Source organism: Bradyrhizobium sp. USDA 4369 (assembly GCF_054056435.1).
The window spans coordinates 5,504,993-5,528,830 of the sequence record NZ_JBSRYH010000001.1 but is presented as its reverse complement, the minus strand read 5'-3'; the positions used below and the strand labels follow the sequence as shown (position 1 = coordinate 5,528,830).

18 protein-coding genes, 1 tRNA gene and 1 pseudogene are annotated in these 23,838 nt (G+C 65.3%); 4 read left to right on the top strand and 16 right to left on the bottom strand.

Annotated features, from left to right (window positions below):
* Window positions 1–430: 430 nt before the first annotated feature.
* Window positions 431–1,726, bottom strand: coding sequence for a type II toxin-antitoxin system HipA family toxin (locus tag ACVIJ6_RS25070; RefSeq protein ID WP_456774891.1), 1,296 nt, complete (start codon window positions 1,724–1,726; stop codon window positions 431–433).
* Window positions 1,716–2,057 carry an XRE family transcriptional regulator gene (locus ACVIJ6_RS25065; protein ID WP_456774890.1) on the bottom strand — a complete coding sequence of 114 codons (342 nt, stop codon included), beginning with the start codon at window positions 2,055–2,057 and terminating at the stop codon, window positions 1,716–1,718. The genes ACVIJ6_RS25070 and ACVIJ6_RS25065 overlap by 11 nt, the downstream gene beginning before the upstream one ends.
* 945 nt (window positions 2,058–3,002) lie before the next feature.
* Between ACVIJ6_RS25065 and ACVIJ6_RS25060 the strand changes: the two genes are divergently transcribed.
* Both ACVIJ6_RS25060 and ACVIJ6_RS25055 read left to right on the top strand, forming a co-directional pair.
* Window positions 3,003–3,188, top strand: a complete 186-nt coding sequence (locus tag ACVIJ6_RS25060; RefSeq protein WP_456774889.1) for a hypothetical protein — start codon at window positions 3,003–3,005, stop codon at window positions 3,186–3,188.
* On the top strand, window positions 3,185–4,429 hold the full coding sequence (locus ACVIJ6_RS25055; RefSeq protein WP_456774888.1) for a hypothetical protein: 1,245 nt from the start codon (window positions 3,185–3,187) through the stop codon (window positions 4,427–4,429). The genes ACVIJ6_RS25060 and ACVIJ6_RS25055 overlap by 4 nt, the downstream gene beginning before the upstream one ends.
* 72 nt (window positions 4,430–4,501) lie before the next feature.
* Here ACVIJ6_RS25055 and ACVIJ6_RS25050 read toward each other — a convergent pair.
* From ACVIJ6_RS25050 to ACVIJ6_RS25040, 3 genes are all read right to left on the bottom strand, one after another.
* A tRNA-Gly gene (locus tag ACVIJ6_RS25050) sits at window positions 4,502–4,575 on the bottom strand.
* A 436-nt stretch (window positions 4,576–5,011) separates the two neighbouring features.
* The gene (locus tag ACVIJ6_RS25045) at window positions 5,012–5,617 is read right to left on the bottom strand and encodes a TMEM175 family protein (RefSeq protein ID WP_456774887.1); all 606 of its coding nucleotides are present in this window, start codon (window positions 5,615–5,617) and stop codon (window positions 5,012–5,014) included.
* Between the two features lie 347 nt (window positions 5,618–5,964).
* Window positions 5,965–6,780: a hypothetical protein gene (locus ACVIJ6_RS25040; protein WP_456774886.1), complete on the bottom strand. Its 816-nt coding sequence runs from the start codon at window positions 6,778–6,780 to the stop codon at window positions 5,965–5,967.
* Between the two features lie 359 nt (window positions 6,781–7,139).
* On the opposite strand from ACVIJ6_RS25040, the gene ACVIJ6_RS25035 reads away from it, so the two are divergent.
* Together ACVIJ6_RS25035 and ACVIJ6_RS25030 are read left to right on the top strand one after the other, a co-directional pair.
* The gene (locus ACVIJ6_RS25035; protein ID WP_456774885.1) at window positions 7,140–8,312 is read left to right on the top strand and encodes an acyltransferase family protein; all 1,173 of its coding nucleotides are present in this window, start codon (window positions 7,140–7,142) and stop codon (window positions 8,310–8,312) included.
* A gap of 43 nt (window positions 8,313–8,355) precedes the next feature.
* Window positions 8,356–9,051 (top strand): SGNH hydrolase domain-containing protein, encoded by a 696-nt coding sequence (locus ACVIJ6_RS25030; RefSeq protein WP_456774884.1) that lies wholly within the window; start codon window positions 8,356–8,358, stop codon window positions 9,049–9,051.
* Here the strand turns inward: ACVIJ6_RS25030 and ACVIJ6_RS25025 are convergent.
* From ACVIJ6_RS25025 to ACVIJ6_RS24975, 11 genes and pseudogenes are all read right to left on the bottom strand, one after another.
* Window positions 9,048–10,946 (bottom strand): acyltransferase family protein, encoded by a 1,899-nt coding sequence (locus ACVIJ6_RS25025; RefSeq protein ID WP_456774883.1) that lies wholly within the window; start codon window positions 10,944–10,946, stop codon window positions 9,048–9,050. The two genes, ACVIJ6_RS25030 and ACVIJ6_RS25025, sit on opposite strands and share 4 nt — an antisense overlap.
* Window positions 10,947–11,157: 211 nt before the next feature.
* The gene (locus tag ACVIJ6_RS25020) at window positions 11,158–13,068 is read right to left on the bottom strand and encodes an acyltransferase family protein (protein ID WP_456774882.1); all 1,911 of its coding nucleotides are present in this window, start codon (window positions 13,066–13,068) and stop codon (window positions 11,158–11,160) included.
* A gap of 464 nt (window positions 13,069–13,532) precedes the next feature.
* Window positions 13,533–14,108 (bottom strand): TetR/AcrR family transcriptional regulator, encoded by a 576-nt coding sequence (locus tag ACVIJ6_RS25015; RefSeq protein WP_456774881.1) that lies wholly within the window; start codon window positions 14,106–14,108, stop codon window positions 13,533–13,535.
* Between the two features lie 23 nt (window positions 14,109–14,131).
* Entirely contained in the window at window positions 14,132–14,920 is a 789-nt protein-coding gene (locus ACVIJ6_RS25010; protein WP_456774880.1) for an ABC transporter ATP-binding protein, read from the bottom strand.
* Window positions 14,917–15,915, bottom strand: a complete 999-nt coding sequence (locus ACVIJ6_RS25005; protein WP_456777079.1) for an ABC transporter ATP-binding protein — start codon at window positions 15,913–15,915, stop codon at window positions 14,917–14,919. Before ACVIJ6_RS25005 ends, ACVIJ6_RS25010 begins: the two co-directional genes overlap by 4 nt.
* A gap of 234 nt (window positions 15,916–16,149) precedes the next feature.
* Window positions 16,150–16,410 (bottom strand): annotated as a pseudogene (locus ACVIJ6_RS25000) (ABC transporter permease subunit); the annotation flags it as partial.
* A gap of 365 nt (window positions 16,411–16,775) precedes the next feature.
* Entirely contained in the window at window positions 16,776–17,795 is a 1,020-nt protein-coding gene (locus ACVIJ6_RS24995; RefSeq protein ID WP_456774879.1) for an ABC transporter permease, read from the bottom strand.
* Window positions 17,792–19,354: an ABC transporter substrate-binding protein gene (locus ACVIJ6_RS24990; protein ID WP_456777078.1), complete on the bottom strand. Its 1,563-nt coding sequence runs from the start codon at window positions 19,352–19,354 to the stop codon at window positions 17,792–17,794. The genes ACVIJ6_RS24995 and ACVIJ6_RS24990 overlap by 4 nt, the downstream gene beginning before the upstream one ends.
* 84 nt (window positions 19,355–19,438) lie before the next feature.
* Complete coding sequence (locus tag ACVIJ6_RS24985; RefSeq protein ID WP_456774878.1) at window positions 19,439–20,602, bottom strand: acyl-CoA dehydrogenase family protein; 1,164 nt, start codon at window positions 20,600–20,602, stop codon at window positions 19,439–19,441.
* 40 nt (window positions 20,603–20,642) lie between these two features.
* Window positions 20,643–21,806 (bottom strand): alkene reductase, encoded by a 1,164-nt coding sequence (locus ACVIJ6_RS24980; protein ID WP_456774877.1) that lies wholly within the window; start codon window positions 21,804–21,806, stop codon window positions 20,643–20,645.
* Window positions 21,807–22,572: 766 nt separating this feature from the next.
* A complete protein-coding gene (locus ACVIJ6_RS24975; protein WP_456774876.1) occupies window positions 22,573–23,742 on the bottom strand; it encodes an iron-containing alcohol dehydrogenase in 1,170 nt (389 codons plus the stop codon).
* Between the last annotated feature and the right edge of the window lie 96 nt (window positions 23,743–23,838).

Here is a 23,838-nt window from a genome sequence, read left to right as displayed (position 1 = left end):
CGGTGCGTTGTCCAGCAAACGCGCTTTGCGGCGTTGATCAGCGCCTGCGCTCCAGAGTTCATGCCCTCTGGTCGTCGGTGAAATTACGCAAAGATTCCGGCGGATCGAAGGCGTGTCTCAAGCTGCCATCACTACCTGAAGTCCGGCCAGCAGCCGTCGTCCTCATGGCTTCCCGTTCGGACCTGACATCCGCTGTCGAGCAGCCGGTTCGCGACATCTTTCCAGGCGGCGTGCGACCCCAAGAGCTTGACCGCGTCGAGCCGCTGGATCTCGATTGTCCGGAAACGCCAGAGGCATTCGCCCCTGAGAAGTTCACGCGGGAATTCGCTCAGGCGCATCTGACCAATGGATAGCGGTGGCTTCCCGGCGGCGCACGGATCTCGGAGAAGGGCGTCTCCAGAGGAGGGATCGTCGATTCTGGGACCCGCAGTCAAACAACCGGAGCAGTCGCCCCGCCCATCGGGTAGCGAAAACCCGCGTAGACAAACGCCTTGCTGATCGTGTGGCAGTCCTGCTCCGAAAGGCCCTCGCGGCGTGCCACCTCGTACCATGTACCGCGCACCTTCGCTTCCATATCGGCTACGATTTTCTCCGCTTCGCCTTTCTCAAGCAGAAAGCGCAGGCTTTGAGAAACAATGTTTTCGGCATTGGCGTAACGCCCAGCGTCCCCGCAGATCATCGCAAGGTCGCGGCGCTCCTCACTAACAAGCGGTGTGGGCGTGAGATCGTATGCCGGCGAGAGCTTCCAATCCACGTTCATAGCCATGAGGGCGTGATTTCGCGGATGATCGTCGGTGTTCGAAATCAGCGCGTTAAAGCACATTCTCCGGAACAGCTCGGCAGCGTCGGCACGGGGAACGGCGGAGACCCGCCGCAGATCCTCGGCCAGAAGCACATATGACCATCGATCGCGCGTGTCATGCCCCTCTTCTGCCCGCAGAAGGGTCAACCCACTCAGCATGCGCGCCCGCAGATATCCGGCGTCAGTGCGCTCGCGATCAAAGCGCTTGACCATCAGTACGTCGCGGTCGCCAACCTTGACCACCTTGCTTTCCGCGGTCGTGATGCCGCAGGCGCGCGCGAGCACGAGCATCGCATGCTCAGCTCGTGCACTATTCCACTTGTCATCGTTCCGGTTGAATTTGGCGATCCACAATCCTTCCTTATCTTCGACTACAGCCTTGGGACGCGCTCCGCCCATTGAGGTACCGACCAGCATCAGTTCCTCGATCTGCGCCGCGTCTGCGTCGTTCTGCACGTCTTCCTTGGCGACAATGGCATCCGCAGCTTCCTGAAGGCGAGCCAGTTGAAGCGTTTTGTTGAAGTCGCGCTTGGGCGCGGGCGGTTGCTGGTTCAACCCGAAGCCCAGCGCGCCGGCCCGGTCGTCGGGTGAATGCAGGAGGTAATCCATTTCGTTCAACTGCGCTGCGCCGACATGTCGCTCAATAACTCGGCGGCCCCAGTAGTCGGGGCTGGCATCGCGTAACGCACCGAATATGCCCTTCATCCCGGTTGTCTCGTAGGTCCGATCTGACAGCTTCAATTCGATTGGATCGATGGGGACTGCGTCGGCGCGTGCGAGATACGTACGGCCGTACACGAGGCGGCCGGTTGCGATACCGCGTCGGTCCGCAGTCAGCTCAAAGCGGGCTGCGGTTACCGGCGTGGTCTGCCCGGGCAGCGTGATGTAGACGAAGCATTCGGTCGGCGTGGGTTTAGAAATCATTGTCCAACCCTTTCTGACGGCGGGCATGAACGCGGTCGCGCGTCAACGCAAGGCGCTGGCCTTCCTGATCGAGAGTTGGATCTGCCAGTTCGCCGAGGCGATCGACGAGACCTAAAGCCCACAGCAATCCTGCATAGACTGCGATCTGGGTCGTGACCTTGCCTTTCTCAGCATCCGCGACGGCGCGCCGGCCGGTGCCGATCTTGGCGGCGATCGCATCGACGGTCAGGTTTCGGCGCAAGCGAGCGGTCCGCAAATCGGCCCCGAGCTTCTTCACGGCCTGTTCGACTTCGTAGGGTGTCGCCTGGACAAGGGGGTTCTTGGCGGTCATATGCTCTTAAGGGCTCCAAATCCCGGTTTTTGTGCTCTTGAAAGCATATAGAGGCAAGTTTCTTGAGAACAAGTTAAATTGCGCTCTTAAGGGCACAGAAAGTCGGCTTATATGCTCTTAAGAGCATAAATAGCGCATTTTTCCCCGGAGACCCCAAGCTCCGGATCATGATCGTGCCGCGACGAACTCAACCGCCATGATCGGCATCATCGTCGACTACGCAACACCACCAACATGTTGATCATCGCTACCGGCATCATCAACGCCGGCGGCGGCGGCGGCGGCGCCGTCGGCATGATCGTCGACGTCGATCATGATCATGATCGGCATGATCGGCGCCGACGACAGCTTCGCAGGTGAGCCTCCCGACGAAAAACGCAATGCGGGATTGGTAGAATTACCCGCACTCGTTCCGCCCTATTTCTCCGCCAGGACCGCCAAATTCCGAATGTTTGTGAAACACCTCTTCCACAAATCGGGATCTGCGGCTTTGCTGGCGAAAAGCTCGCTCGACCCGCGAGCGATATCGTGGGCATGGATGAACTTTCGCAATGAACGCCGTACTCCTTCACATGGCGCGGTACCGCAGCGCGCAGCGGCGCCTCGACCGGGTCGAACACCCACGGAGACCGCGCGCGGATCAGATCCGCCATCGAGCCAACCTCGATTGGAGGCGACCCTCACCTGATCAGGCATTCCGCCACATGCGCGGAACCGGCTGGCGAGGCCGCTGATGCGTCGCCACGCCGGACGCCCAAAAAGGGGGCCGCCTGACTCGCCCCGCCGCTTCAGGCGTCTGGAAGCGTTCTCACGGGCATCACTGGGCGGGCAAGCCACTCGCGGGCCCTGGATTTCCAGACGAGGGTTGGCAAGCCGCACTTCGGTCGTGGCTAGAAAAACGACTGAAGAGCGAAACTCACCAACTCCAAGTACTGCGTGGCAATCATGTCGAAGGCCAAGTTCACGGAGGCTGACGTTAAGCGTGCCGTCAAGGGCGTCATCGACGGCGGTGGCACCGTCGCGAGCGTCGATATTTGGCCCGACGGGCGCATATCTGTCACAGTCAAGGAGGACAAACATCCCTCGATAGACCCGGAAGATGATCCGGAGGTGTCGCGGAGGCTTCTATGAAAATTGGCCGATCCACCCTGCCCTTGCCGCGCTACACAAGGCGCAAACGCCTCAAGAAGGGCGGTTTCGGATATTTTTTCGACGTGCCGACGTGGGCACGTAAGAGAGGTTGCCCAGTCAAGAATGAACCGCTCGATACCAATTACGACCTGGCGGTGCAGCGCGCCGAAAAGATATTACTGCCTGCGTTCGATAGCTGGCTGAGCGGCGGCGAGGATGCAAATCCGATCAGGATCGGCGTGGTGATCGGAACGCTGGACTGGATGTTTCACGAATATCGCCGAACGTGGAAACAGAAAACTGCGAAGCGCTTGCAGCCGTTGAGCCCCGGACAATGCCGCGTGCATGAGACCGGCATCAAGATGATCTGCGAATATCTGTTGCAGGACGGCAGGCGTCTAGGCACGCGCCGGGTGTCGAGCATCGACACGGCGTTTGCGGACGATCTGTTTGAGAAGCTGCTCCACAAAGATGTCAACGGCGAGAAAATCGAACGCCGCACTACCGTCAACCACGCCATGAAAACCGCACGCGGCGCATGGAACACGATCTCACGGGCCCACCCTCTCATGTTTCCGCCGAAAAACCCGTTCGAAAAAATGGGCCTGCAATCGACATCGCGCGAAACGCCGCATGCGAATTTTGCCGAGTTGGCGGCGTTCCGCGCCACAGCCATCGAGATGGGCTATCCGTCACTGGCAACGGGCGTTCTGATCGGCTGGGAATGGCTCCAGCGCAAGGCTCATATCTTCATCCGGTTCATGGCCGAGCACTACCGTCCAGACAGCCGTCCAAACCACGTCTATGTCATCAACTACAAGACCAGCACTGGCTCATGGGAGCCGCTGTTCGATAAGAAGGGCAAGCCGCTCTATCCCCTGCTGATGGCTGAACTAGATGCCATGAAGGCGCTGCGGCCAACGGGCGGCCTGATGCTGCGCCGTGACGGCAGTGGCCTGCCGTGGGGCGGCAAGGGTGAGATGCTGACGCAGGTCGAGCGCATTTCGAAGAAGATCATCATCGCGGCGGGCCTGCGGCCTGAGCTCACGTTCACTTCGTTTGGTCGGCATGGCGGGACCACCGAAGCGAGCACGTCTGGCCTAACGGAAACGCAGTTGATGAAGAAGGGCCAATGGTCATCGACTAAAGCGATGGCGCACTACCTACACCATGACGATGAGGCCAAACAGGACGCGCAGATAAAGCGCATCAAGCGGCGTCAGAAAGCGACCAGAAAGTGAACGTTTGTCGGAATGAAACAGCCCGACTTGTCGGAATGGAAATTAACGAATCCGATAAGTGCCTGAAAACACTGGAGCGGGTGAAGGGAATCGAACCCTCGTATTCAGCTTGGAAGGCTGCTGCTCTACCATTGAGCTACACCCGCATCGGGGCGTTCCCTAACATGGTCCGCGCCGGGTCTCAACCTCTTCGGGGCAGGTTGGCAAACGGATCCGCTCGGATCCAGTGTCCGCAATGGACGGCCGAATCAGCGGTCGCGCCGACCAGCAAACCGCAACGCAGCACGGAGGGGGAGGGGCGGTCATCGGGTTCCGTAATCGTCCCCCCTACCCAGGCGGCCGGGAGCGCCCTATACTGACTTCATCGTCAACAACGAAAGGAGGTGATCCAGTGTCTTTCACCAAGCGCTGTCACCTCGCTGGGATCGCCCGCTGAGCAGCGGCTCTCGATGAGCAGTGTGCGATGAGCGCGTGATTCGTCAGCGTCGCGGCGCCATCGCGGCTCGGCAACGGGGCGGTCTCAGCCCTGGACCAGCGAGTTCAAGATCGGAAGCGCGGCGGGTCCACGGCCCGCCGCGTTTTTTAATGAGGCGTTTTCTCGGCCGGCTTTGCCGGCGCCGGGCGCACCCAGCGCCGGGCGAGGAACCCGCCGAAGCCGAGCATCCAGAAATACTGCACATAATCGGGCGAGAACGCCGCGATCACGATCCCGGGCACGAACACGATGACGGGGAAGACGGCGCCGACGATCTCGGCGGAGCGGGCGCCCGGAAGAGCAAGCCACCACAGCGCGGCGTTCAGAGCCGCGATGATGGTCAGGTGAGCACCGTAGAGCACGGCCACCGCGCTCGAGAGACGGTAGCTGCCATAGAGGCCGTTGGTCACCGGCAGCAGCACGATCGACAGCAGGAAGAAAAGATTGAGGATCACGATGAATCGGCTGCCGAACGGCTGCCGCGCCAGCCTGCGGTGATGGCTGATCCAGAACACACCAGCGATGATGAAGCTCAGGACCAGCCCGGCCAGCCGGCCCGAATAGGTGTGCGCCAGCTCCGTCCAGCCGGGCAGCTGGGCGAAATTCGGCTTCGGCAGGTCGTAGGCCAGCAGCGTCATCGCCACACCGAAAATGGTGTTGGACAGCGATTCCAGCCGGCGCATCTCGAACAGGTCGGATTGAGGATCGGTCATGTCAGGTCGGCAGACGCACGCAGGAGGCAATCGGTTCCGGTCTATAGCACGTCCGGCGCCTGCTTGCCGACCAGCAGTGCGCCGATGCCCAAGCAGCATTCCCCTTAACGCAGGGCGATCGCATATGACGGTGCAGCAGTTCGGGGCCTCATGGTTCGAGGCGCGCCGAAGAGGCGCTCCTCACCATGAGGGGCCAATTTCGTGCCGTAAAACAAGCCCTCATCCTGAGGGACCACCGGAGGCGGGTGTCTCGAAGGATGGCCGCCGGAGACGATGTCGGTTGTCTAAATGCAATCGCCCTGCCCTTTAACGGGCCCGCTGGAGGAGCCGCGGCCTAGCCGCCGGTTTCACTTGCACTCATAGACATGGCCGTCGAAGCCGCGATAGCTCCGCGTCGTCGGATTATAGCTGCGGAACTGGACACAGGCCGGCATGCCGGCGGTGCGCAGCCTTGGCGTCTCCTCCGCTTGGCGGCGCCCCGCCACCGCCGTGGTGGCGGCGACGGGTTTGGCCATCACGATCATCGGCTTCTTGTCGGACGCTGTTGTGCGCTTGCTCGCCTCCTTGCCCTCGCTCGCGGCCCCCTTCGGCGTGGCGGGCTGGCCGCCCTTGACCGACAGGTCCTTGATCGCAGCGGCCGTCTTGCCGGATGCAGCCCTGCCCGGCTGCATGTTGCTCGGCGTCGAGTGGCTCGCCCCCGCATTGTCCGGCATCGTCTTGCCGGACGCAGCCTTGCTCGCGGCAGTCTTGCTCGTGGCCGCCTTGCCCGTCCCAGGCTTCGCCCCTGCGACGGAATCGGCAGCGGCCTTCTGGGCCGGCCCGGCCCTGTCGGACGTCTCCGGCGGCTTCGATTCGGAGGGCGTCGCGGGGGCCTGCGCGGTTGCCTCGCCTGCAGGCTTCGTCTCGGCAGTCGCCGGCGTGTCGGCCACGCCAGCTTGGCTCGGCAGATTCGGTTTAGCATCCGTGGACGCCGCCGTCTTATCGTCCCCCGGCGGCTTGTCCTCGGCCACCGGCGCCGCGGCCGGCTTCTTGATCGCCTTCTTGCAGTCGAGCGGAAACACCAGTTCGCCTGAGGCGGTCATGCCGATCGGCTCGCAGCCACCGAATGGGCCACTGTCCTTGAGCGCATCCGTCGTCGTCGCGTCCCTGGCGACCTCACCCACGGGGGCGGCGGCTGCGCCTCCACCGGGTTCCGCGCCCTGCGCTTGGACGGCCGCGAAAGCAACCTGAAATAGAACAACGCCGCATAACAAGCCGGCATAACCGGCCGTCCGCCCCAATGTACGCATGACACGCTCGCTCGACGCACAAACTGCAACGAGGCCACCACGCCATTGAGGCAAGTCTGTGAAGGCAAGCTGCAGAGGCCCGCCACCCCGTCAATTCATCGGCATTGTGGCTTGATTGCACGATCCGGGAGGCCGAGGGACATCTCGCATTGCGGTTGTGATCGGCGCGTGCCAGGGTCCGCCGGCCTGCGGCAACCAGTTCGAACAAATAGCCGCGGCTCGTGGATAGGATTTTGAGTTCGACCGACTATCGTCCCGACATCGACTGCCTGCGCGCGTTTGCCGTGTCGTCGGTAATCGCATTCCATTACGACATCTCGCCGTTCCGGAGCGGCTATGTCGGTGTGGACGTCTTCTTCGTGATCTCGGGCTTTCTGATCACCCGGATCATCCACGCGGAGACCCGTGCCTACACGTTTTCGATCGCGGCCTTCTATCGGCGTCGCGCCCGCCGCATCTTGCCGGCCGCCTTCGCGATGCTGTGCGCCACCTTGCTGGCAGCGGGCGTCATCCTGCTGCCGCAGCAGACCTTGTCCGCGGCGCAGCAGGCGCTTTCCGTCCTGACGTTCAGCTCGAACATCCTGTTCTGGTCCCAGCAGGGCTATTTCGACGCGGCCGCCATCACCAAGCCGCTGCTGCACACCTGGTCGCTCGGCGTCGAGGAGCAGTATTACTTCATCTTCCCCGCGCTCGCGCTGGCCATCTTCGCACGACGGCGATCGCTGATGCTGGCAAGCCTGGTTGCGATCTGTGTCGCCTCGTTCCTGCTCTGCGTGGTGCAGACCCGGATCCAGCCGGCGGCCGCCTTCTATCTGCTGCCGGCGCGCGCCTGGCAGCTCGCGCTCGGCTCGCTGCTCGCGGTCGAGATCGTGCCGCCACTCCGAAGCCAGCGACTCCGGATTGGCGCGGCGACCCTGGGATGGATCGCGCTCGGCGCCTCCGTCAATGTGTTCTCGCCGCGCACGCCCTACCCTGGCGTCGCCGCGCTGCTGCCCTGCCTCGGCACGGCCGCGGTGATCTGGGCCCAGCCGACCCCGAACAAGATCGTCCTTGCGGTCACGCGCCCGATGATCGCGGTCGGCCTGTGGTCCTACTCGCTCTATCTCTGGCACTGGCCGGTCGTCTCGTTTGCAACCGCCATCTGGGGTCCACCGAGCTCGGCGATGGACAAGCTCGGTCTGCTCGCCGCCTGCACCGCGCTGGCGCTGGCGAGCTTCTATCTGGTCGAGCAGCCCGCACGCCGCGCCGAATGGCCGGTCACGGCGCGCCGGCTCGCGGCAAGCGGCGCCGCTGCGCTGCTGATTGCGGTCATCACGATCTGGTCCGCCGGCTTTCCCGGCCGCTTCTCGCCGCAACAGCAGGCTTTGGCGGATTTCATCAACTACGACCACAGACGGCGTCTATGAGGAAGGCACCTGCTTCCTGAGCCCGGGTCAGACGTTTGAAGCGTTGCAGCCGGCGTGTCTGGCGCGCGGACCGGGCGCCGACGTCCTGCTGTGGGGCGACAGCCATGCCGCGCACCTCGTTGACGGGCTGAAGCGGGCCATGCCGCAGGCGACGTTGCGTCGCGCCACGATGGCGCAGTGCGTGCCCTATCTGGAGCGCGGCCAGTCGGCGGCGTGCGGCGAATTCAACCGCCGCCTGCCTGAGCTGCTGCGCGACAACGCGCCTGAGGTCGTGATCCTCTCCGGCAATTGGACGCGCAGCGTAATGGCGCCGGCCGCACGCGCGGATCTGCTTGCCACGATCGCCGCGGCGACCGCAGCCGGCAGCCGCGTCGTGGTGATCGGGCCGAGCCCGCAATTCGACCGGCCGTTGCCTCATCTGTTGATCGCGGCATCGCGCTTCGGCGTCGACAACGACGGCCGTGTGCCGGCCATGTTCTTCGCGGTCGACACGTTCCTTCGCGACCTGCTGAAGAGCGTGCCGCAGACGGACTACGTGTCGCTGCTCGATCTGCTTTGCCCCGACAAGCACTGCGTGCTGCAGACGGCGGACGGCGCTCCCCTCGCCTGGGACGACGGCCATTTCACCGCGCAGGGATCGGAGCTTGCGGCCACACGCATCGTCGCGGCGTCGCCGGCGCTGAGCTCGGCCGGCCCCATGTCGCGCATCGGCGAACAAGACGCCGCGCAACAGCGCTAGTCGTCTGCCAGGAACCGCGCAAAGATCGGGGCGGCGCGCTCGCCCATGCGCTGCGCTCCTGCCACGGTGAAGTGACCGGCATCCTGAAACAGCCACACTCCGTCCTGCACGACCGGACAATCCTGGTCGCAATAGACCTCGGACGGCCTGAGCAGCGCCACCTTGGCCAATGGCCTGATCGCCTGTGACAGCACGGCATCGATGGTGCGATTGGCGTTGACAGCTTCGGCCTTCGGCACGGGATCACAGGGCTTGGCCGGCGCATGCCAGCGCGGTCCCGGCAGCATGCGCAGCTGATCGAAGCCGCAATTCACCGGCCTGACCTGGCCGCCGATGACGAGGAAATGCCGGCCCGGCCGGTCGAGCAGACGAATCGTCTCGACCAGATCGGCCGCGACCTCGGCGTTGCGGGCCTCGGCCACCGGGCCGTCACCGAGATCCAGATAGTTCTGCCAGGCCTGGCCGATCACGACGTAATCGGCTTGCGATTGCTGGACCCGCGGCAGCTCGCTGTCGCGCAGCTCCGCGCAGACCCGTGCGCGCGCTCCCTCGGCGCTCAGACCCGACAGAACCGGACAGCCACTCATCGTCGAGACATGTCCGATCATGCCGCGGGTCTTGAGGGTCGTATCGAGTGCGGCGACATATTGCTGCACATAGGAATCGCCCAACAGCTCGACGCCCCGCGTGCCCGCGAGGTCGCCAAATACGCAGATGCGATCGACCGCGCGGCCACATTTGTTGAGACCGAAGCCCTGCAATTGGAACAGCGCAAGCTGATCCGCCGGCAGCCGCGAGACGACGCCATGGGCGCGGAACGTCAGATGGGTGACCGCAGTGACGACGATCAGAACGGACGCGAAGCCGGCCACCTGCTTCCAGCGCGGCCAGCGCAGCCGGCGCATCGGCTGCTCGACCGCAACGAACATGAGCGCCGCCAGTGCCGCCATCAGCGCGAGCTGGGCGACAAGTCCCGCGAATGTCTGCGCGGCGTCGCCGAAGATGAAGCCGGCGAAAAAGATCACCGGCCAATGCACGAGATAGAGCGAGTAGGACGCCGCGCCGATGGCCCGGACCGGACCAGCCATCATCAGCGATGTCGGCGCGTTGGCTGCGATGATGACCATGGCCGCGAGGCACGGCAGGATCGCGGCCACGCCTGCATAGGCCTGATAGCGCCCGATCACCGCGAGGCTGCCGAGCAGGACGACATCGCCGCAGGCCGCGGCGACGGCGCGCGCCCGCGGTACGGATGCGAGACGCGCCTCCAGCGGAATGGCGAGCGCCCCGAGCGCGAATTCGAACACCCGGAATGGCGTCAGGAAGAACACGGCGTCGGAATCATAAGGCAAGTACAGGATCGCCAGGACAAAGGACGCCAATCCGATAGCGGCGATGGCGCGAAACACCGCCCGGCCATGGCCGATCCACATCAGGAGCAGCGGCGCCAACGCATAGAACTGCACTTCCAGCGACAGCGACCACAGATGCAACAGCGGCAGCTGGTCCGCATTCGGCGCGAAATAGGCGCTCGCCTCGCGCCAATATTGAACGTTGGCGATCGACAGCAGCCCATGCGTCGCCTCCTTCGCCAGCTGGCGCAGGGCTTCGGGCGACAGGAACAGCCAGCCGACCGCAAAGCTCGCGGCAATCGTTGTGATCAGCGCCGGCAGGATGCGCCGCGCCCGCCGCAGATAGAACTCCGGCAGCGCGAAGCGCCCGGCGCCGAGATCGCGCAGGATCTGGCCGGTGATGAGATAGCCGGAGATGACGAAGAAGATGTCGACGCCGGCGAAGCCAGCCTCGAAGCCCGTGATTCTCAGATGGAAGAGAATGACGATGACGACGGCGATGGCCCTGAGGCCATCGATGTCAGCACGATGATTGCGTTGCAATGTGGTCCACCCCGCGCATCCTTCGAGGCGGACGAGATGCGCAGACACGAATGGCAACAGCAGGAAACAGTCATGACGCGATCGGACCAATGTGGTGTCGGACAACAGGCGGGTCTGGGGCAGAGCCGCCGCGCATAAGAGCGGCCTTGGACACCAGAAAGGCTGTGGCGATCGGCGGCCGCAGCTCCGCGCGATGGCCGGCGATCGTCAGCTAGGGTTGCGACACGCCGGACAAGACATGGGAGATCTGGGCGGCCGCCCGTTGGCCCATCAGCTGCGCGCCCGCCACGGTGAAGTGGCCGGCATCGAGGAACAGCCACACGCCATCATCACGGACGATGGGGCAGCTCTGGTCGCAATAGATCTCGGCCGGCCGCAGCAGCTCGGCATTGCTGCGTTGCTCGAGCGCCGCCGCCAGCACGGCATCGATGTCGCGGCTGTCCGCACGCGCGCTGGCTGATGCCAACGGCCGACATGGCGCCGGCGGCGCGTGCCACAACGGGCCGGGCAGCATGCGCATCGAGTCGAAGCTGCAGGCCGTTGGCCGCACCTGGCCGCCGATGATCAGGAAGCGCCGCCCCGGCCGATCGAGCAGGCGCAGCAGCGCCTGCAGGCCGTCGCGAATCTCTGCGGCCTTTCGTTCCTTGTCGGCGCCGTCCAGATACAGGTGCCAAGCCTGCCCGACGACGACGACATTGGCGGACGACGCCCTGACGCGCGCCAGTTCGCGGTCGCGCAGCGCCACGCATTCGGCGACACGGGGCGGAAGCGGAGCGAGGCCGGGAAGCATCGGACAGCCGCCGACGGTCGAGGTCGTGCCGCGGATGGCATGCAGCTTGAGTGCGTCGTCCAACGCGGCCACGTAGTGATGAACGTAGGAATCGCCCAGCAGCTCCAGCCGGCGCGCCCCTGCGGGATCGCCGAACTGGCAGAAGTCGCTTGTCCGCGTACACGGGCTCATGCCGAAGCGTTGCAGCTCGAGCCGGGCGCGCTGCTCCGCGGGCAAGCGCCAGACCACGCCATCGGCCTTGAACGTCGCATGGGTGGCCGCAGCGCACATCACGATCACCGCCGCGAAGGCGCTGGCCTGCTTCCACGGCGCGCTCCGCATCTGCCGAACCGGCCGTTCGACGGCAAAGAACATCGCGGCCGTGAGCGCCGCCATGACCAGCAATTGCGTCACCACGCCGAGACCGCTGCCGGCTGGCTCGCCAAAAATGAAGTGGGCGAAATAGATCACCGGCCAATGCACCAGATAGAGCGAGTAGGACGAGCGCCCGACGGCCAGAACCGCGCGATTGGCGAACAGCCGCGTCGGCCGGTTGGCGGCGATGATGACCGCGGTCGCGAGGCTCGGCGGCAAGGCGCCGAGCCCGGCCTCGCGCTGGAACCGCTCGATGACCAGGAGGCTTCCGCCGAGCACGGCATAGCCCAGCCATGCGGCGACGGTCCGGGCGGTCGGCCAGGTCGCGATCCGCCGCTCCAACACGATCGCCAGCGCGCCGAGCACGAATTCGAACGCGCGGAACGGCGTCAGGAAGAACACGGCCTCGGGATCTCTGGGCAGCCACAGGATCGCCGCCGCGAGCGACACCGCTCCCGCCAGCGCGATGCCCGCAAACACGTGCCGGGTCCGGTGCAACAGCACCAGCATCAGGGGGCTGACGAGATAGAACTGCTCCTCGGCCGACAGCGACCACAGATGCAGCAGACCGAGCTGGTCCGAAGTCGGAGCGAAATACTGATTGGCCTCGCGCCAATATTGGATGTTGGCGATCGACACCAGGCCGTGCGTCGCCTCCTTGGCAAGCTGACGCAACGCGTCCGGCGGCAGCCACAGCCAGCCGATCGCGATCGTGAGCATGATGGTGGCGATGAGGGCCGGCAGAATGCGCCGCGCGCGGCGCGTGTAGAATGCGGCAAAGGAGAAGCTGCCGCGTGCGAGGTCACGCAGGATGTGTCCGGTGATCAGATATCCGGAGATGACGAAGAAGATGTCGACCCCGGCGAATCCGCCACCGAAGCCGCTCACTTTGAGGTGAAACAGGACGACGACGGCGACGGCGATGGCGCGCAGACCGTCAATATCGGCGCGATACGCGCCAGAGCTCTTTACGGCCATATCAGCATCGATCGAACAGCCGCGCCCCCAGCGCTGGCTGAGCCTTCAGGCCGCCGGGCAGCGCGACATCGACCAGATCGGCCCGCATCATTGGTGTCGCGTGGCAGGACATTGATCGGGCGGTGCTGACAAGATGGCGGGAACGGCTATGTGTGGCCCAACGTCCAGACGTCATGGGGCCGGCCGCGGCCGCGGGATGGGTGAAGCAGGACTTGAACCCGCAACGCCATGAGGGCGGATTCCACGACGACGGATTTCATGAAGGCGGATTGGCCGTCGGTCCATGTCCCAATTCTCAGCATCCTGATGCACGGTCCTCGGAAGCTGAATGCGTTGAGCTTCTCCCGGAATTTCGGCCATCTACCACGGTTTCGGCGGATTGAGGAGGCCGGAAAACCAGTCCCCGGCCGATGCGCGCCGAGGCGCCTGCCGCTTGCGCCGGGGCGACGCGGACCCGCAGTCGACTAGGCTGTGCGTGCAGCGTCCTCCAGGATCACCTCTGCACAATCGCGCGCGATGCGCACGGCCCCGCCATCCTGATAGATCAGGATCTGAGCGAGCGCGCCATCATACAGCAGATTGAGCCGCGCAGAGACCTTGTCACGATGCGACCAGGTGACCGGAAGAAGATCAGAGAAGATCGCCCGTACCGCGTCCTTGTGCTCGCGCGCGATCTTGCGCACCGTCTCCGAGCCACCGCTCTCCGCCGTGGCGATCATGAATGCGCAGCCGCGGAACGTGTCGGATCGCGCCTTGACCGCGAGCAGGTCGAAGATCGTGAGGACCTTGTCGATCCCCTTCGCGCGCGAGCGACGCAACCCGTCCTGGAGGGCCGCGACGACGGCCGCATGGCGGCGGGTCAGGCAGGCCGCGATCAGATCGTCCTTGCTCTCGAAATGGCGGTACATCGTGGCCTTGGCCACATCCGCTTCGCGGATGATGCGATCGATGCCGACGGCGTTGATGCCTTCGCGATAGAATAGGCCGCCGGCGACGTCGATGATGTGCTCGGCGATCGGAGGCAAAATGTCTCGGGGCATGAGCGGGTCCAATGGTGACGAAGCTAGCCTCTCAGGACGGGTTCAGGCGCGGACGCCAGCAAGGTCCGCGTATACGCCACCCGCGGCGCATCGAGAACCTCGCTTGCCGTTCCGGATTCCACGATCGTTCCCTGATGCATGACGGCAATCCGGTCAGCAAGGTAGGACACAACCGAGATGTCGTGGGTGATGAACAGAATGGCGAGGCCGCGGCGCAGCAGCAGCTCGGCGAGGAGGTTCAGGATCTGCGCCTGCACCGACAAATCGAGCGCGGAGACCGCCTCATCGCAGATCAGGACCTCGGGATTGCCCGCGAGTGCGCGGGCGATCCCGACGCGCTGGCGCTGACCGCCGGAGAGTTCATGCGGACGCCGCCCCAGCAATGCGCCGGACAGACCGACCGCGTCGAGCAGTTCCTCGGCCGCGCCCTTGCCCGCGTCGCCGCCGAGCAACCGGATCGGTTCGTTGAGGATCCGTGCCACCGAGAACCGTGGATTGAAGGCGGCACCGCTATCCTGAAACACCATGCCCAGCTTGCGACGCTGAGCCCTGCTGCGCGCGGTGACCGCGAGCGGCACCACCTCGCCGTCCAGCCGCAACGTCCCGCTGTGCGGCGGGGTCAGCCCGAGAATGGCGCGGGCCAGCGTCGACTTGCCGGATCCGGACTCCCCAATCACGGCCAGAACCTCGCCGCGGTGCACCGCGAGCGACACGCCGCGGACGGCCTCGACGCGCCGCCCGGCCGTGGCAAACGTGACCGACAGATCGTCCGCCTGCAGCAGCGGCTCGCTTCGCGCCAACGCCAGGGTCATGGCAGGGCAACCTCCCGGCTCGGTGCAAACGGATGGTGGCAGGCGACACCGGCATCGCCGAGGCACTGCATCTCCGGCGCTTGCCGGCGGCACAAGGCGGTCATGGCGGCGCAACGGTCCGCGAAGGCGCAGCCGCTGATCGCCTCTCCGGGAAGCGGCACGCGGCCGGTGATCTCCGCAAGACGGGGTCGCGGACCACGCAGCGGACGGCGGCGCGGCCGGGCCGCCAGCAGCGCGCGGGTGTAGGGATGCGCGGCGTCGGCAAGCGTCGCGGCCGACCGGGTTTCCACGGCGCGGCCGGCATACATCACCGCGACCCGATCGGCCCAGCGCGAGACAAGGCCGAGATCATGGGTGATCAGGACCAATGCCATGCCGCTGTCGCGTCGCAATTCGTCGAGCAGCGCCAGAATCTCGGCCTGGACGGCGGCGTCGAGCGCTGTGGTCGGTTCGTCGGCGATCAGCACGTCAGGCCGGTTGGCGATCGCGATCGCGATCAGGATCCGCTGTCGCATCCCGCCCGACAGCTGATGCGGAAAGGCCTGCAACAATTGCGCGCCCTCGCGGAGCCGCACCCTCGCGAGCAGGCTCTCCGCCTCGCTCCGCGCCTGCGCGCGCGAGACGCTGCGATGCGCACGGATCGCCTCGACGATCTGTTCGCCAATGGTCAGCACCGGATTGAGCGCCGCCATAGGATCCTGAAACACCATGCCGACGCGCTGCCCGCGCAGACGGCGAAGCTGCCGCTCCGGCAGCGCTTCGATGCTGACGCCGCCGAGCACGATCGTGCCGGACCTGATCCGCGCACCGTCAGGCAGCAGGCCTGCGAGCGCGAGCGCCGTCAACGATTTGCCGCAGCCGGACTCGCCGACCAGCGCCAGCGTCTCGCCGCGGACGACGTCGAGATCGAGACCACGCACAGCGTCGACCTCGCCGCGGGCGCCGCGCACGCCGACCTTCAGATCGCGCACGCTGAGAACCGGAGCCGCGTTCACGCGCCGTCTCCGCGGCGCAGCAGCGTGGTCAAGCCGTCGCCGATCAGGCTGAGCGCCATGACGGTCACGACGATGGCGAGCCCCGGAATCAGTGTCATATAGGGTGCCGTCAGCAGCGCGTCGCGCGACGCGCCGATCATCCCCCCCCCAACTGATGTGATTGCTGTCGCTGAGACCGAAGAACGCAAGTCCGGCCTCGGTCAGCACGGCGAGCGCCGTGAGGATGGAGGCCGCCACGATGATCGGCGGCAGCACGTTGGGCAAAATATGCGTGAGCATCACGCGCACCGGGCCGCCGCCCATCGCCACGCAGATGCGGACATAGTCGAGTTCGCGAAGCGCCAGCGTCTCCGCCCGCACCAGCCGCGCCACCATCGACCAGCTCGTCAGGCCGATCGCCAGAACGATGAATTCGATCCGCGCCCCGAGGATCGCGACCAGGATGATCGCGAGCAGAAAATGCGGGATCACCTGGAAAAGCTCCGTCACGCGCATCAGGACATGATCCACCCAGCCGCCGAGATAGCCGGACAGCAGCCCGACGGTCGTTCCGACCGTCACCGCCAGCGCCGTGGCGGAAAAGCCGACGATCAGCGAGATCCGCGCCCCGTGCACCAGCCCCGCGGCAATGTCGCGCCCGAGAATGTCGGTGCCGAGCGGAAACTGCGGATCGTCGCCCGGCGCAAGGAACGGCGCACCGGCTAGATCGAACGGGTCGCCGGGATAGAGCCAATTCGCCAGCACGGCGATGACGACCTCGGCGGCGAGAATGACGAGGCCTGAACGCAACGCGCACGGCAGCCGCCGTAACGTATCGAGGCGCAGCAGCGTCCGTCGCGCAGCGATGTCGGAGATCAGCGTCATCGCAGCCGCACACGAGGATCGAGCGTTGCGTACAGCAGATCGACGATCAAGTTCGTGATCACGACCAGTGCGCCGGTGCACAGGACGAGACCGGACAGCAAGTTATAGTCGCGCTGCTGCACAGCCTCGAACGCCAGACGTCCCAGACCGGGCCAGGCGAACACGGTCTCCACCACGATCGCGCCGCTGAGCAGCGAGCCCGCCTGCAGCCCAATGATCGTCACCAACGGCAACAGCGCATTGCGCACGCCGTGCCGCCACGCGATGCGGGCGGGACCGAGGCCTTTTGCGCGCGCGGTCCGGATGTAGTCCTGGGCATAGATCTCGATCATCGCGCTGCGGGTGAACCGGCTGTAGATCGCCGCATACAGCATCCCGAGCGTGACCACGGGGAGCACCAAATGGCGCGCCACGCTACCCGCATGGGTCCATCCCTCCGCAGCTCCGTTCGCGTCGGCATAGCCGCCGGTCGGCAGCCACAACAGCACCACGCCGAACAGGATCATCAGGCCGATGCCGAGCAGGAAGCCGGGCGTCGCATAGAGCAGCAAGGCGACCGCTCCGATCAGCCTGTCGGCCAGCCGGCCCCGCGTCAGCGCCGCGGTGACGCCGCCGGCGACGCCGAGCAGGACGGCGACCAACAATGCGAGCCCGGTCAGCAGCAGCGTCGGCACAATTCGCGCGACGATCAGCTCGGCCACGGGCATGTTGTTGCGGAGCGAGAACCCCAATTCGCCCGAGAGCACATTGCGCGCGTACAACAGGAGCTGAACCGCGATCGGCTGGTCGAGCCCGAAGCGCTGGCGCAGGGCGTCGAGATAGGCAGCATCGCCGCCGCCGCTGTCTCCCGCCAGCACCTGAGCCGCATCGCCCGGCGCGAGCTTGAGCAACAGGAAAGCCGTGACCAGAATCAGCAGCAATGTCGGCACCATCTGCAGCAGACGCAGGCCGACATAGCGGCCGGTCGAATGCGGCCGCACCGATGGTCCCGCCGCGACCGGCGCTCCGGATGTCATGGCGCCAGCCACGTGTTCTTGAGCGAATCATAGATGCCGATCACCCCGGTATCCAGGTCTCGGACCCGGGCCGACGCGATGGTGTACTGCCGGTTTTCCGCCAGCGTGAACCGCGGGAGGTCAAGCTGGGCCTGCGCCTGCACCTGCTTGTAGAGCGCGACGCGCTGGTCTTCCGTCGCGGCGATGTGCGCGGCCTCGATCAGCCGGTCCATGGCCGGGCTGGCATAGCCCGATCCGTTCGACCACGGCACGTCCTTCAGGATCGCCTTCGACCAGAACACGCGATCGAGCCCGATCTGCGGATCCCCGAAACCGGAATGGTGCGTGACGATGAAATCGAAGTCGTTGAGCGAATAGACCCTGCGGAAGAACTGCGGCAGATCCTGGCTGCGCAAGGTCGCCTCGATGCCCACCGCCTTCAGCGACTGCTTCAGGAACTCGCCGAAGCGCTGGAAGCTTTCGCCGAACGGCAGCCAGTCGAGCGTGATCTCCAGGCGCTTGCCGTCGGCCTTGCGCGGATACCCGGCTTCGTCCAGCAGCGCCTCGGCCTTGGCGCGGTCGAACGGATAGCTCGCAAGGCCGCTCTCGACGAAGAATCTGGTTTGCGACGACAGCACGGGCGACGTACCCGGCTTGCCGATGCCACGCATGGTCACGCGCGAGAAGGCCTGCAGATCGATCGCGTGCACCACGGCCCGGCGGACCCTGACATCGTCGAACGGCGGACGGCGCACGTTGAACTCGCCGACGATCGACGAACCCAGCCATTCATAGCCGCGAAACTCGACGCGCAGCGCCGGGTTCTTCTCGGCCCGCGCCAGATCGTTGATCGAGATCGGCGAATGCACTCCGAGATGCACCGCCCCGGATTCGAACGCGGCATAGCGCGCGGTCGCGTCCGGAATCATGCGATAGACGACACGATCGAGATAGGGCTTGCCGGTGTCCCAATAATCGGGGTTGCGCTCCAGCACGATGCGTTCGCCGCGCACCCATTCGACGAACCGGAACGGGCCGGTGCCGACCGGTTTGACGTTGTACGGATTGGTGAGAATGTCGGTGCCTTCGTAGAGATGCTTCGGCAGCACCGTGGATTCGGTGCTGTTGAGCGCACTGAGGATCACGCCTGAGGGATTGCGGAGCTTGAACACCACGGTCAGCGGATCGGGCGTTTCGACCGCTTCGACCGCGGCAAAGGTCGCGCGTGCACGCGGATGGACCTTCATCCACACCTGCTCGAAGCTGAACTTCACATCGGCCGACGTGAACGGAGCGCCGTCGTGCCAACGCACGTTCGGCCGCAACGTGAAGCGGATTTCCTTGCCGTCGGCGCTGGTCACCCAGGCGGTCGCGAGTTCGGGTTCGAGTGCGAAGTTCTCGCCGTAGCGGAGCAGCCCGTCGAAGATCTTCGAGGACACCGCGAGGACCGCTCCCGCCTGGCCAACGCCGGTGGTCAGGACATTCGGCTCGCCGGGATTCGACACCGCGACAAGGGTGCCGCCCTTGACGGGAGTCTCCGCTCGCGCCAAGGCGGGCGCGAGCGCGACGCCGATCAGCATCGCACACACGGTTCGCCGATCCGTCCACGCACGAAAGCAGGCAGTCAAGGCCATGATGGGACTCTCTGGAGATGAAGCGGAATGTCAGGCCGCCAAGGCGGCGCGTCCGGCATTGGTGAGGATGGAATCGGATTGCGGCGCATGCACGCGCCCGCACAACGCGTCGCGGTAGTGCCGCTCCAGCGGATTGGCGCGGTCGAGGCCGTGATTGCCGGTGATGCTGAGCGCGAGTTCGAGCGCGCGCACGGCATTGTTGGTGACCACATGCTTGACCAGCTGCGCGCGAAGCTGATCGGGCGCCGATGCGGCCTCCGCGCGCAGGATGGCGTCGTCGATCAGCGAGCGATTGATCAGCAGCAGCGACTCGATCTCTCCAACCACCCCCTGCAGGCGCGGCACGGTGGCGAGCGGCTGGCCGAGATTGCTGGGAACACGCGAATGCAGGAAGTGCAGCAGCCAGTCCCGCCCCGCCTTCGCGATGCCGTCGTACAAGGCCGCCGTGAGCAGACAGAACCATTCGTCGACCAGCGCGCGACCGGCGATCTGTTCCGGCGAACCGACCGGCAACAGCGCCTGATCGGCGCCCGCGGGCAGGACCACATTGTCGAACCGAAGTTCATGGCTGGCGGTTGCGCGCAGGCCGGCGTGATTCCAGCTCGGCACCACGCTGATGCCTGGCGAATCCGCGGGCACGATGACGGTACCCACGCGCGGCGTATCCTCGTCGGTGCGCACCAATGTCAGCCACCATCCGACGATCGGACTGCCGGTCGCGTAGGATTTGCGGCCGTTGATCCGCCACGTCCCGTCGGCGGATCGCGACGCAACGGTACCTGGCAGTCCGCCGCGAACCACCGAGCCGAGGTCCGGCTCGGCCTGAAGCGCGTTGACCGTGCCGGTGCCCGCGACAGCCGCGCGCGCGATCGCGTCGTAGCCGGGCGGCTGACGCTGCCCGAGCAGATAATGCATCATGCAGTTCATCTGCAGCACGAGCCCTGTGGAGGCCTCGCCGGCCCCGACCGCGGCGACCAAACGCGCGGCTTCGGAGATTCCGCCGCCGAGCCCGCCGAAGCTCTTGGGAACGGTCAGCGCCAGCAGCCCGGCCTCGGCCAGCCTCTTGAAATTGGCGAACGGAAAACTTCCGTCCGCGTCGTGCTTGGCGGCGGTCGCGGCAAACTCCTGACGCAGTTCGGAGAGCAACTGATCGGTCAGGATCGGTTCGGACGACGTGCCGGATAGTGACAGCATAGGTGTATTCTTTCGGAACTGAACTGAAGACATCAAATCGTCAGGCCGCCGGGACTTGAGCGACGCGATCGCCGAGCGACGGGTAGTCGATGTAGCCTTCGGGGCCGTTGGTGTAGTAGGTCGCCGTGTCGGGCTCGGCGAGCGGCGCGTTCAGCCGAAAGCGCTCCGGAAGGTCGGGATTGGAGATGTAGAGGCGGCCGAACGAAATCGCGTCCGCGGCGCCACTGTGCACGGCCTGCTCCGCGCTGTCGCGCGTATAGCCGCTGTTCAGGATCAGCGCCCCCCGGAACAATGGCCGCAGGATCGGCGCCAGAAACGGCTCGCCGCTGCGCGGCCCTGCCCCGCCGCCGGCCGACGGCTTCTTCACCAGACGCTGATACAACGGAATATCGCCGGAATTATCGTAGCCGCTGCCTTCCAGCAGATGGATGTAGGCGATGCCGCGCCGGTCCAGCTCCGACACGACATAGGAGAACGTGCCTACGGGATCGGAGTCGTCGATATGATCCGCGCGGAAATGCGGTGACAGGCGGACGCCGATGCGGTCGGCGCCGATCTCGGCGATCGCCGCATCCACCACTTCGAGCAGGAAGCGGGCGCGGTTCTCTTTCGAACCGCCATAGCCGTCGGTGCGCTTGTTGGTGGAGTCGCGCAAGAACTGATCGATCAGGAAGCCATTGCCCGCGAGGATTTCCACGCCATCAAATCCCGCCTCACCGGCGCGGCGCACCGCGCGGCGATGGTCGTCGACGATCGGCGCAATCTCATGCAGCGCGAGCGCACGCGGCACGGGAAACTCTTCGAGGCCATCCTCCTTCATGATCCCGCCGTAAGCAGCGATCGCCGATGGCGCCACGGGCTGCTGCCCATTGGGCATTCCGGACAACAGTGATTTGCGGCCGACGTGATAGATCTGCTGGAAGATGACCCCTCCCGCCGCATGCACGGCGTCCACCACCTGCGTCCAGGCTAGCGTCTGATGGGCGTCGTGGTTCGCGGTGGCGCGCGCACGGGTGGCGCTCGTCGGCGAGACATGACAGGCCTCGGTGACGATCAGCCCGGCGGTCGCCCGCTGACTGTAATACGTGCCGACGATGTCTTTCGGCGCGCGATGCTCGTCTCCCCGCGCACGGGCGAGCGGCGCCATCACGATACGGTTTTTCAGCAGATGCCGGCCGATCCGGACGGATTCAAGCAGCTTCACGATGCCCTCCAAAAGTAGACAGACCATTCTTTCTCTTTCGGACGGCTTCTGAAAGTGGAGGAGGATTTTTATTTGCGAGACGCCTGCAGAAGATATGACCTCCGAGACCCGGCTCGTACGACGAATTCTCTCTCCATGCATGCGAGCCCGACGAGCCACGGCTCTCGCATATGAGGACACAAGCTGTGAGGAGCCGTCGTTTCGCGGCCATCCTTCGAGACGGCCGCCCGAGGCGCCCCCTCAGGATGAGGGTCCCTTTCGCAGCCCAGTCCAATCTTGATGTGAGCAGGGCCGCTGTTCGGCGCGGTCGGGCGATGCGCTTGCATCGCCCTGAGAACCACGTGGCCCTGGGTGGCTCCGCCGCGAGAAGGCCATTTGCGATGGCGCTGCCCGGTCGGAGCAGCCGAACGGCCTGACCCTGCGATTCACCTCGGGTCTGTCCGATGAGTTCCGAACGACGACACCACGGCCTAGTGCCAGACGAGAACGACCGGCAGGTCGGACGCACTCACTGAGTCGTTGAGACCGCCCGCCAAGCATGAAGGCGATGCGGCTTCGGGGACACTCACCACCGACGCGACTGCTGTGTCCGCGCGGATCGCTAGCCTGCCCCCACGCCGCCCCTGAAAAGCCCTGCCTGGGAGAAGGTCTCGCTGAGAAGGCGCCTCCTGGACGGCGCTCGGTGCATGTATCGAGGCGCCACGCCACCAACGCATTCGCGGGCGGCGTGGAGCAGCGCGTGTCGACCGGCGGGAGGCCTCGCGCGCTATGCCGCCAGCCGAAGGATCTCGACGACGTCGTCCGGTCCCTTGATCGCGCGCGGGTTGGCGCGCGTGAAGACGGAGAGCATCGCATTGTTTCCGATCAGGCCGAAGCGATCCTCGGTGACACCGACATCGGCCAGGCGCGTCGGCAATCCGAGGCGGGCGATGAAGCGTGCGAACACCTCGCTGGCGTCGGCCTCCGGTTCGTGCCACGCCTCCGCAAGCAGCTTCTGCGCGGCGCCGGTCGCCGGCTTGTTGTATTTCAGCACGCTCGGCATCATCACCGCCGTGCACAGATAATGCGGCACGTCGCAGGTGCCGCCGAGGACGTGCCCGATCGCGTGGCTGGCGCCCATCGGCACACGGCATTGCAGCCCGAAGGCCGACAGCCACGATCCGAGCTGGCACATCTGGCGGGCATCGAGACTGTCCGCGTTGTCGGCATAGGCCAGCAGACCATCATAGAGGTAGCGGAGACCGCGCAGGCAGACGCTCTCGACCAGCGGATTGCCGCCGGGTGAGCAGACCGCCTCGATGCCGTGGTCCATCGCACGCGTGCCCGAGCCGAGCCAAAGGGTTCTCGGCGTGTGCACCGTGATGGCCGGATCCAGGATGATCGAGATCGGCATCATCAGCGGATGCACGAAGATCTGCTTGAGCTTGCGACGCGTGTCGGTCACCAGCGTGCCGGCATTGTACTCTCCGCCCGACAGCGTGCTGGGGATGGCGATCATCCTCACCTTGGGATTGCGGAATGGCCCGGGACGCGGCCCTTGGGGGGTCGAGACCAATTCGAAACCATCCAGCCCGGACGCATCCGTGATGTTGTGCTCGAGGCACATCAGCACGATCTTGGCGGCGTCGACGACCGAGCCGCCGCCGATCGCCACAACGAGGTCGGCCTTCGCCTGCGCGGCATGGCCGGCGGCCTCGACCACCGAATCCCGCGTAGTGTGTTGCGGCACCTGATCGAACGTGCCCGCATAGCGCTCGCCGAGCGCCGACCTGATCTTGTCAATCTCGTCCGTCGTCGTGTTCAGCGTTCGGCTTGCGATCAGGAAGACGCGCTGCGCGCCCTTCCGCTCGGCCTCCTCGCGCAACGCGAGGCCCGCCGGCTTGCCGAAAATGACCTGCTCCATCGGAGGATATTGATGCAGTCCCACCTTGGTCATGGACGTTTCCTTGTTCGTTATCGTTTGTAGGAGCGAACGTGCTCCGTCGCTTCCGGCGGACCCTCGCCCGTCTGTCGGCCAAGCGACAGTCGCCGT

Excerpts from the sequence above, each read along its gene's own strand:
- ACVIJ6_RS25070 (WP_456774891.1), bottom strand. The coding sequence starts at position 1,726 with ATGATTTCTAAACCCACGCCGACCGAATGCTTCGTCTACATCACGCTG.
- ACVIJ6_RS25065 (WP_456774890.1), bottom strand. The coding sequence starts at position 2,057 with ATGACCGCCAAGAACCCCCTTGTCCAGGCGACACCCTACGAAGTCGAA.
- ACVIJ6_RS25060 (WP_456774889.1), top strand. The coding sequence starts at position 3,003 with ATGTCGAAGGCCAAGTTCACGGAGGCTGACGTTAAGCGTGCCGTCAAG.
- ACVIJ6_RS25055 (WP_456774888.1), top strand. The coding sequence starts at position 3,185 with ATGAAAATTGGCCGATCCACCCTGCCCTTGCCGCGCTACACAAGGCGC.
- ACVIJ6_RS25045 (WP_456774887.1), bottom strand. The coding sequence starts at position 5,617 with ATGACCGATCCTCAATCCGACCTGTTCGAGATGCGCCGGCTGGAATCG.
- ACVIJ6_RS25020 (WP_456774882.1), bottom strand. The coding sequence starts at position 13,068 with ATGGCCGTAAAGAGCTCTGGCGCGTATCGCGCCGATATTGACGGTCTG.
- ACVIJ6_RS25015 (WP_456774881.1), bottom strand. The coding sequence starts at position 14,108 with ATGCCCCGAGACATTTTGCCTCCGATCGCCGAGCACATCATCGACGTC.
- ACVIJ6_RS25010 (WP_456774880.1), bottom strand. The coding sequence starts at position 14,920 with ATGACCCTGGCGTTGGCGCGAAGCGAGCCGCTGCTGCAGGCGGACGAT.
- ACVIJ6_RS24995 (WP_456774879.1), bottom strand. The coding sequence starts at position 17,795 with ATGACATCCGGAGCGCCGGTCGCGGCGGGACCATCGGTGCGGCCGCAT.
- ACVIJ6_RS24990 (WP_456777078.1), bottom strand. The coding sequence starts at position 19,354 with ATGCTGATCGGCGTCGCGCTCGCGCCCGCCTTGGCGCGAGCGGAGACT.
- ACVIJ6_RS24985 (WP_456774878.1), bottom strand. The coding sequence starts at position 20,602 with ATGCTGTCACTATCCGGCACGTCGTCCGAACCGATCCTGACCGATCAG.
- ACVIJ6_RS24975 (WP_456774876.1), bottom strand. The coding sequence starts at position 23,742 with ATGACCAAGGTGGGACTGCATCAATATCCTCCGATGGAGCAGGTCATT.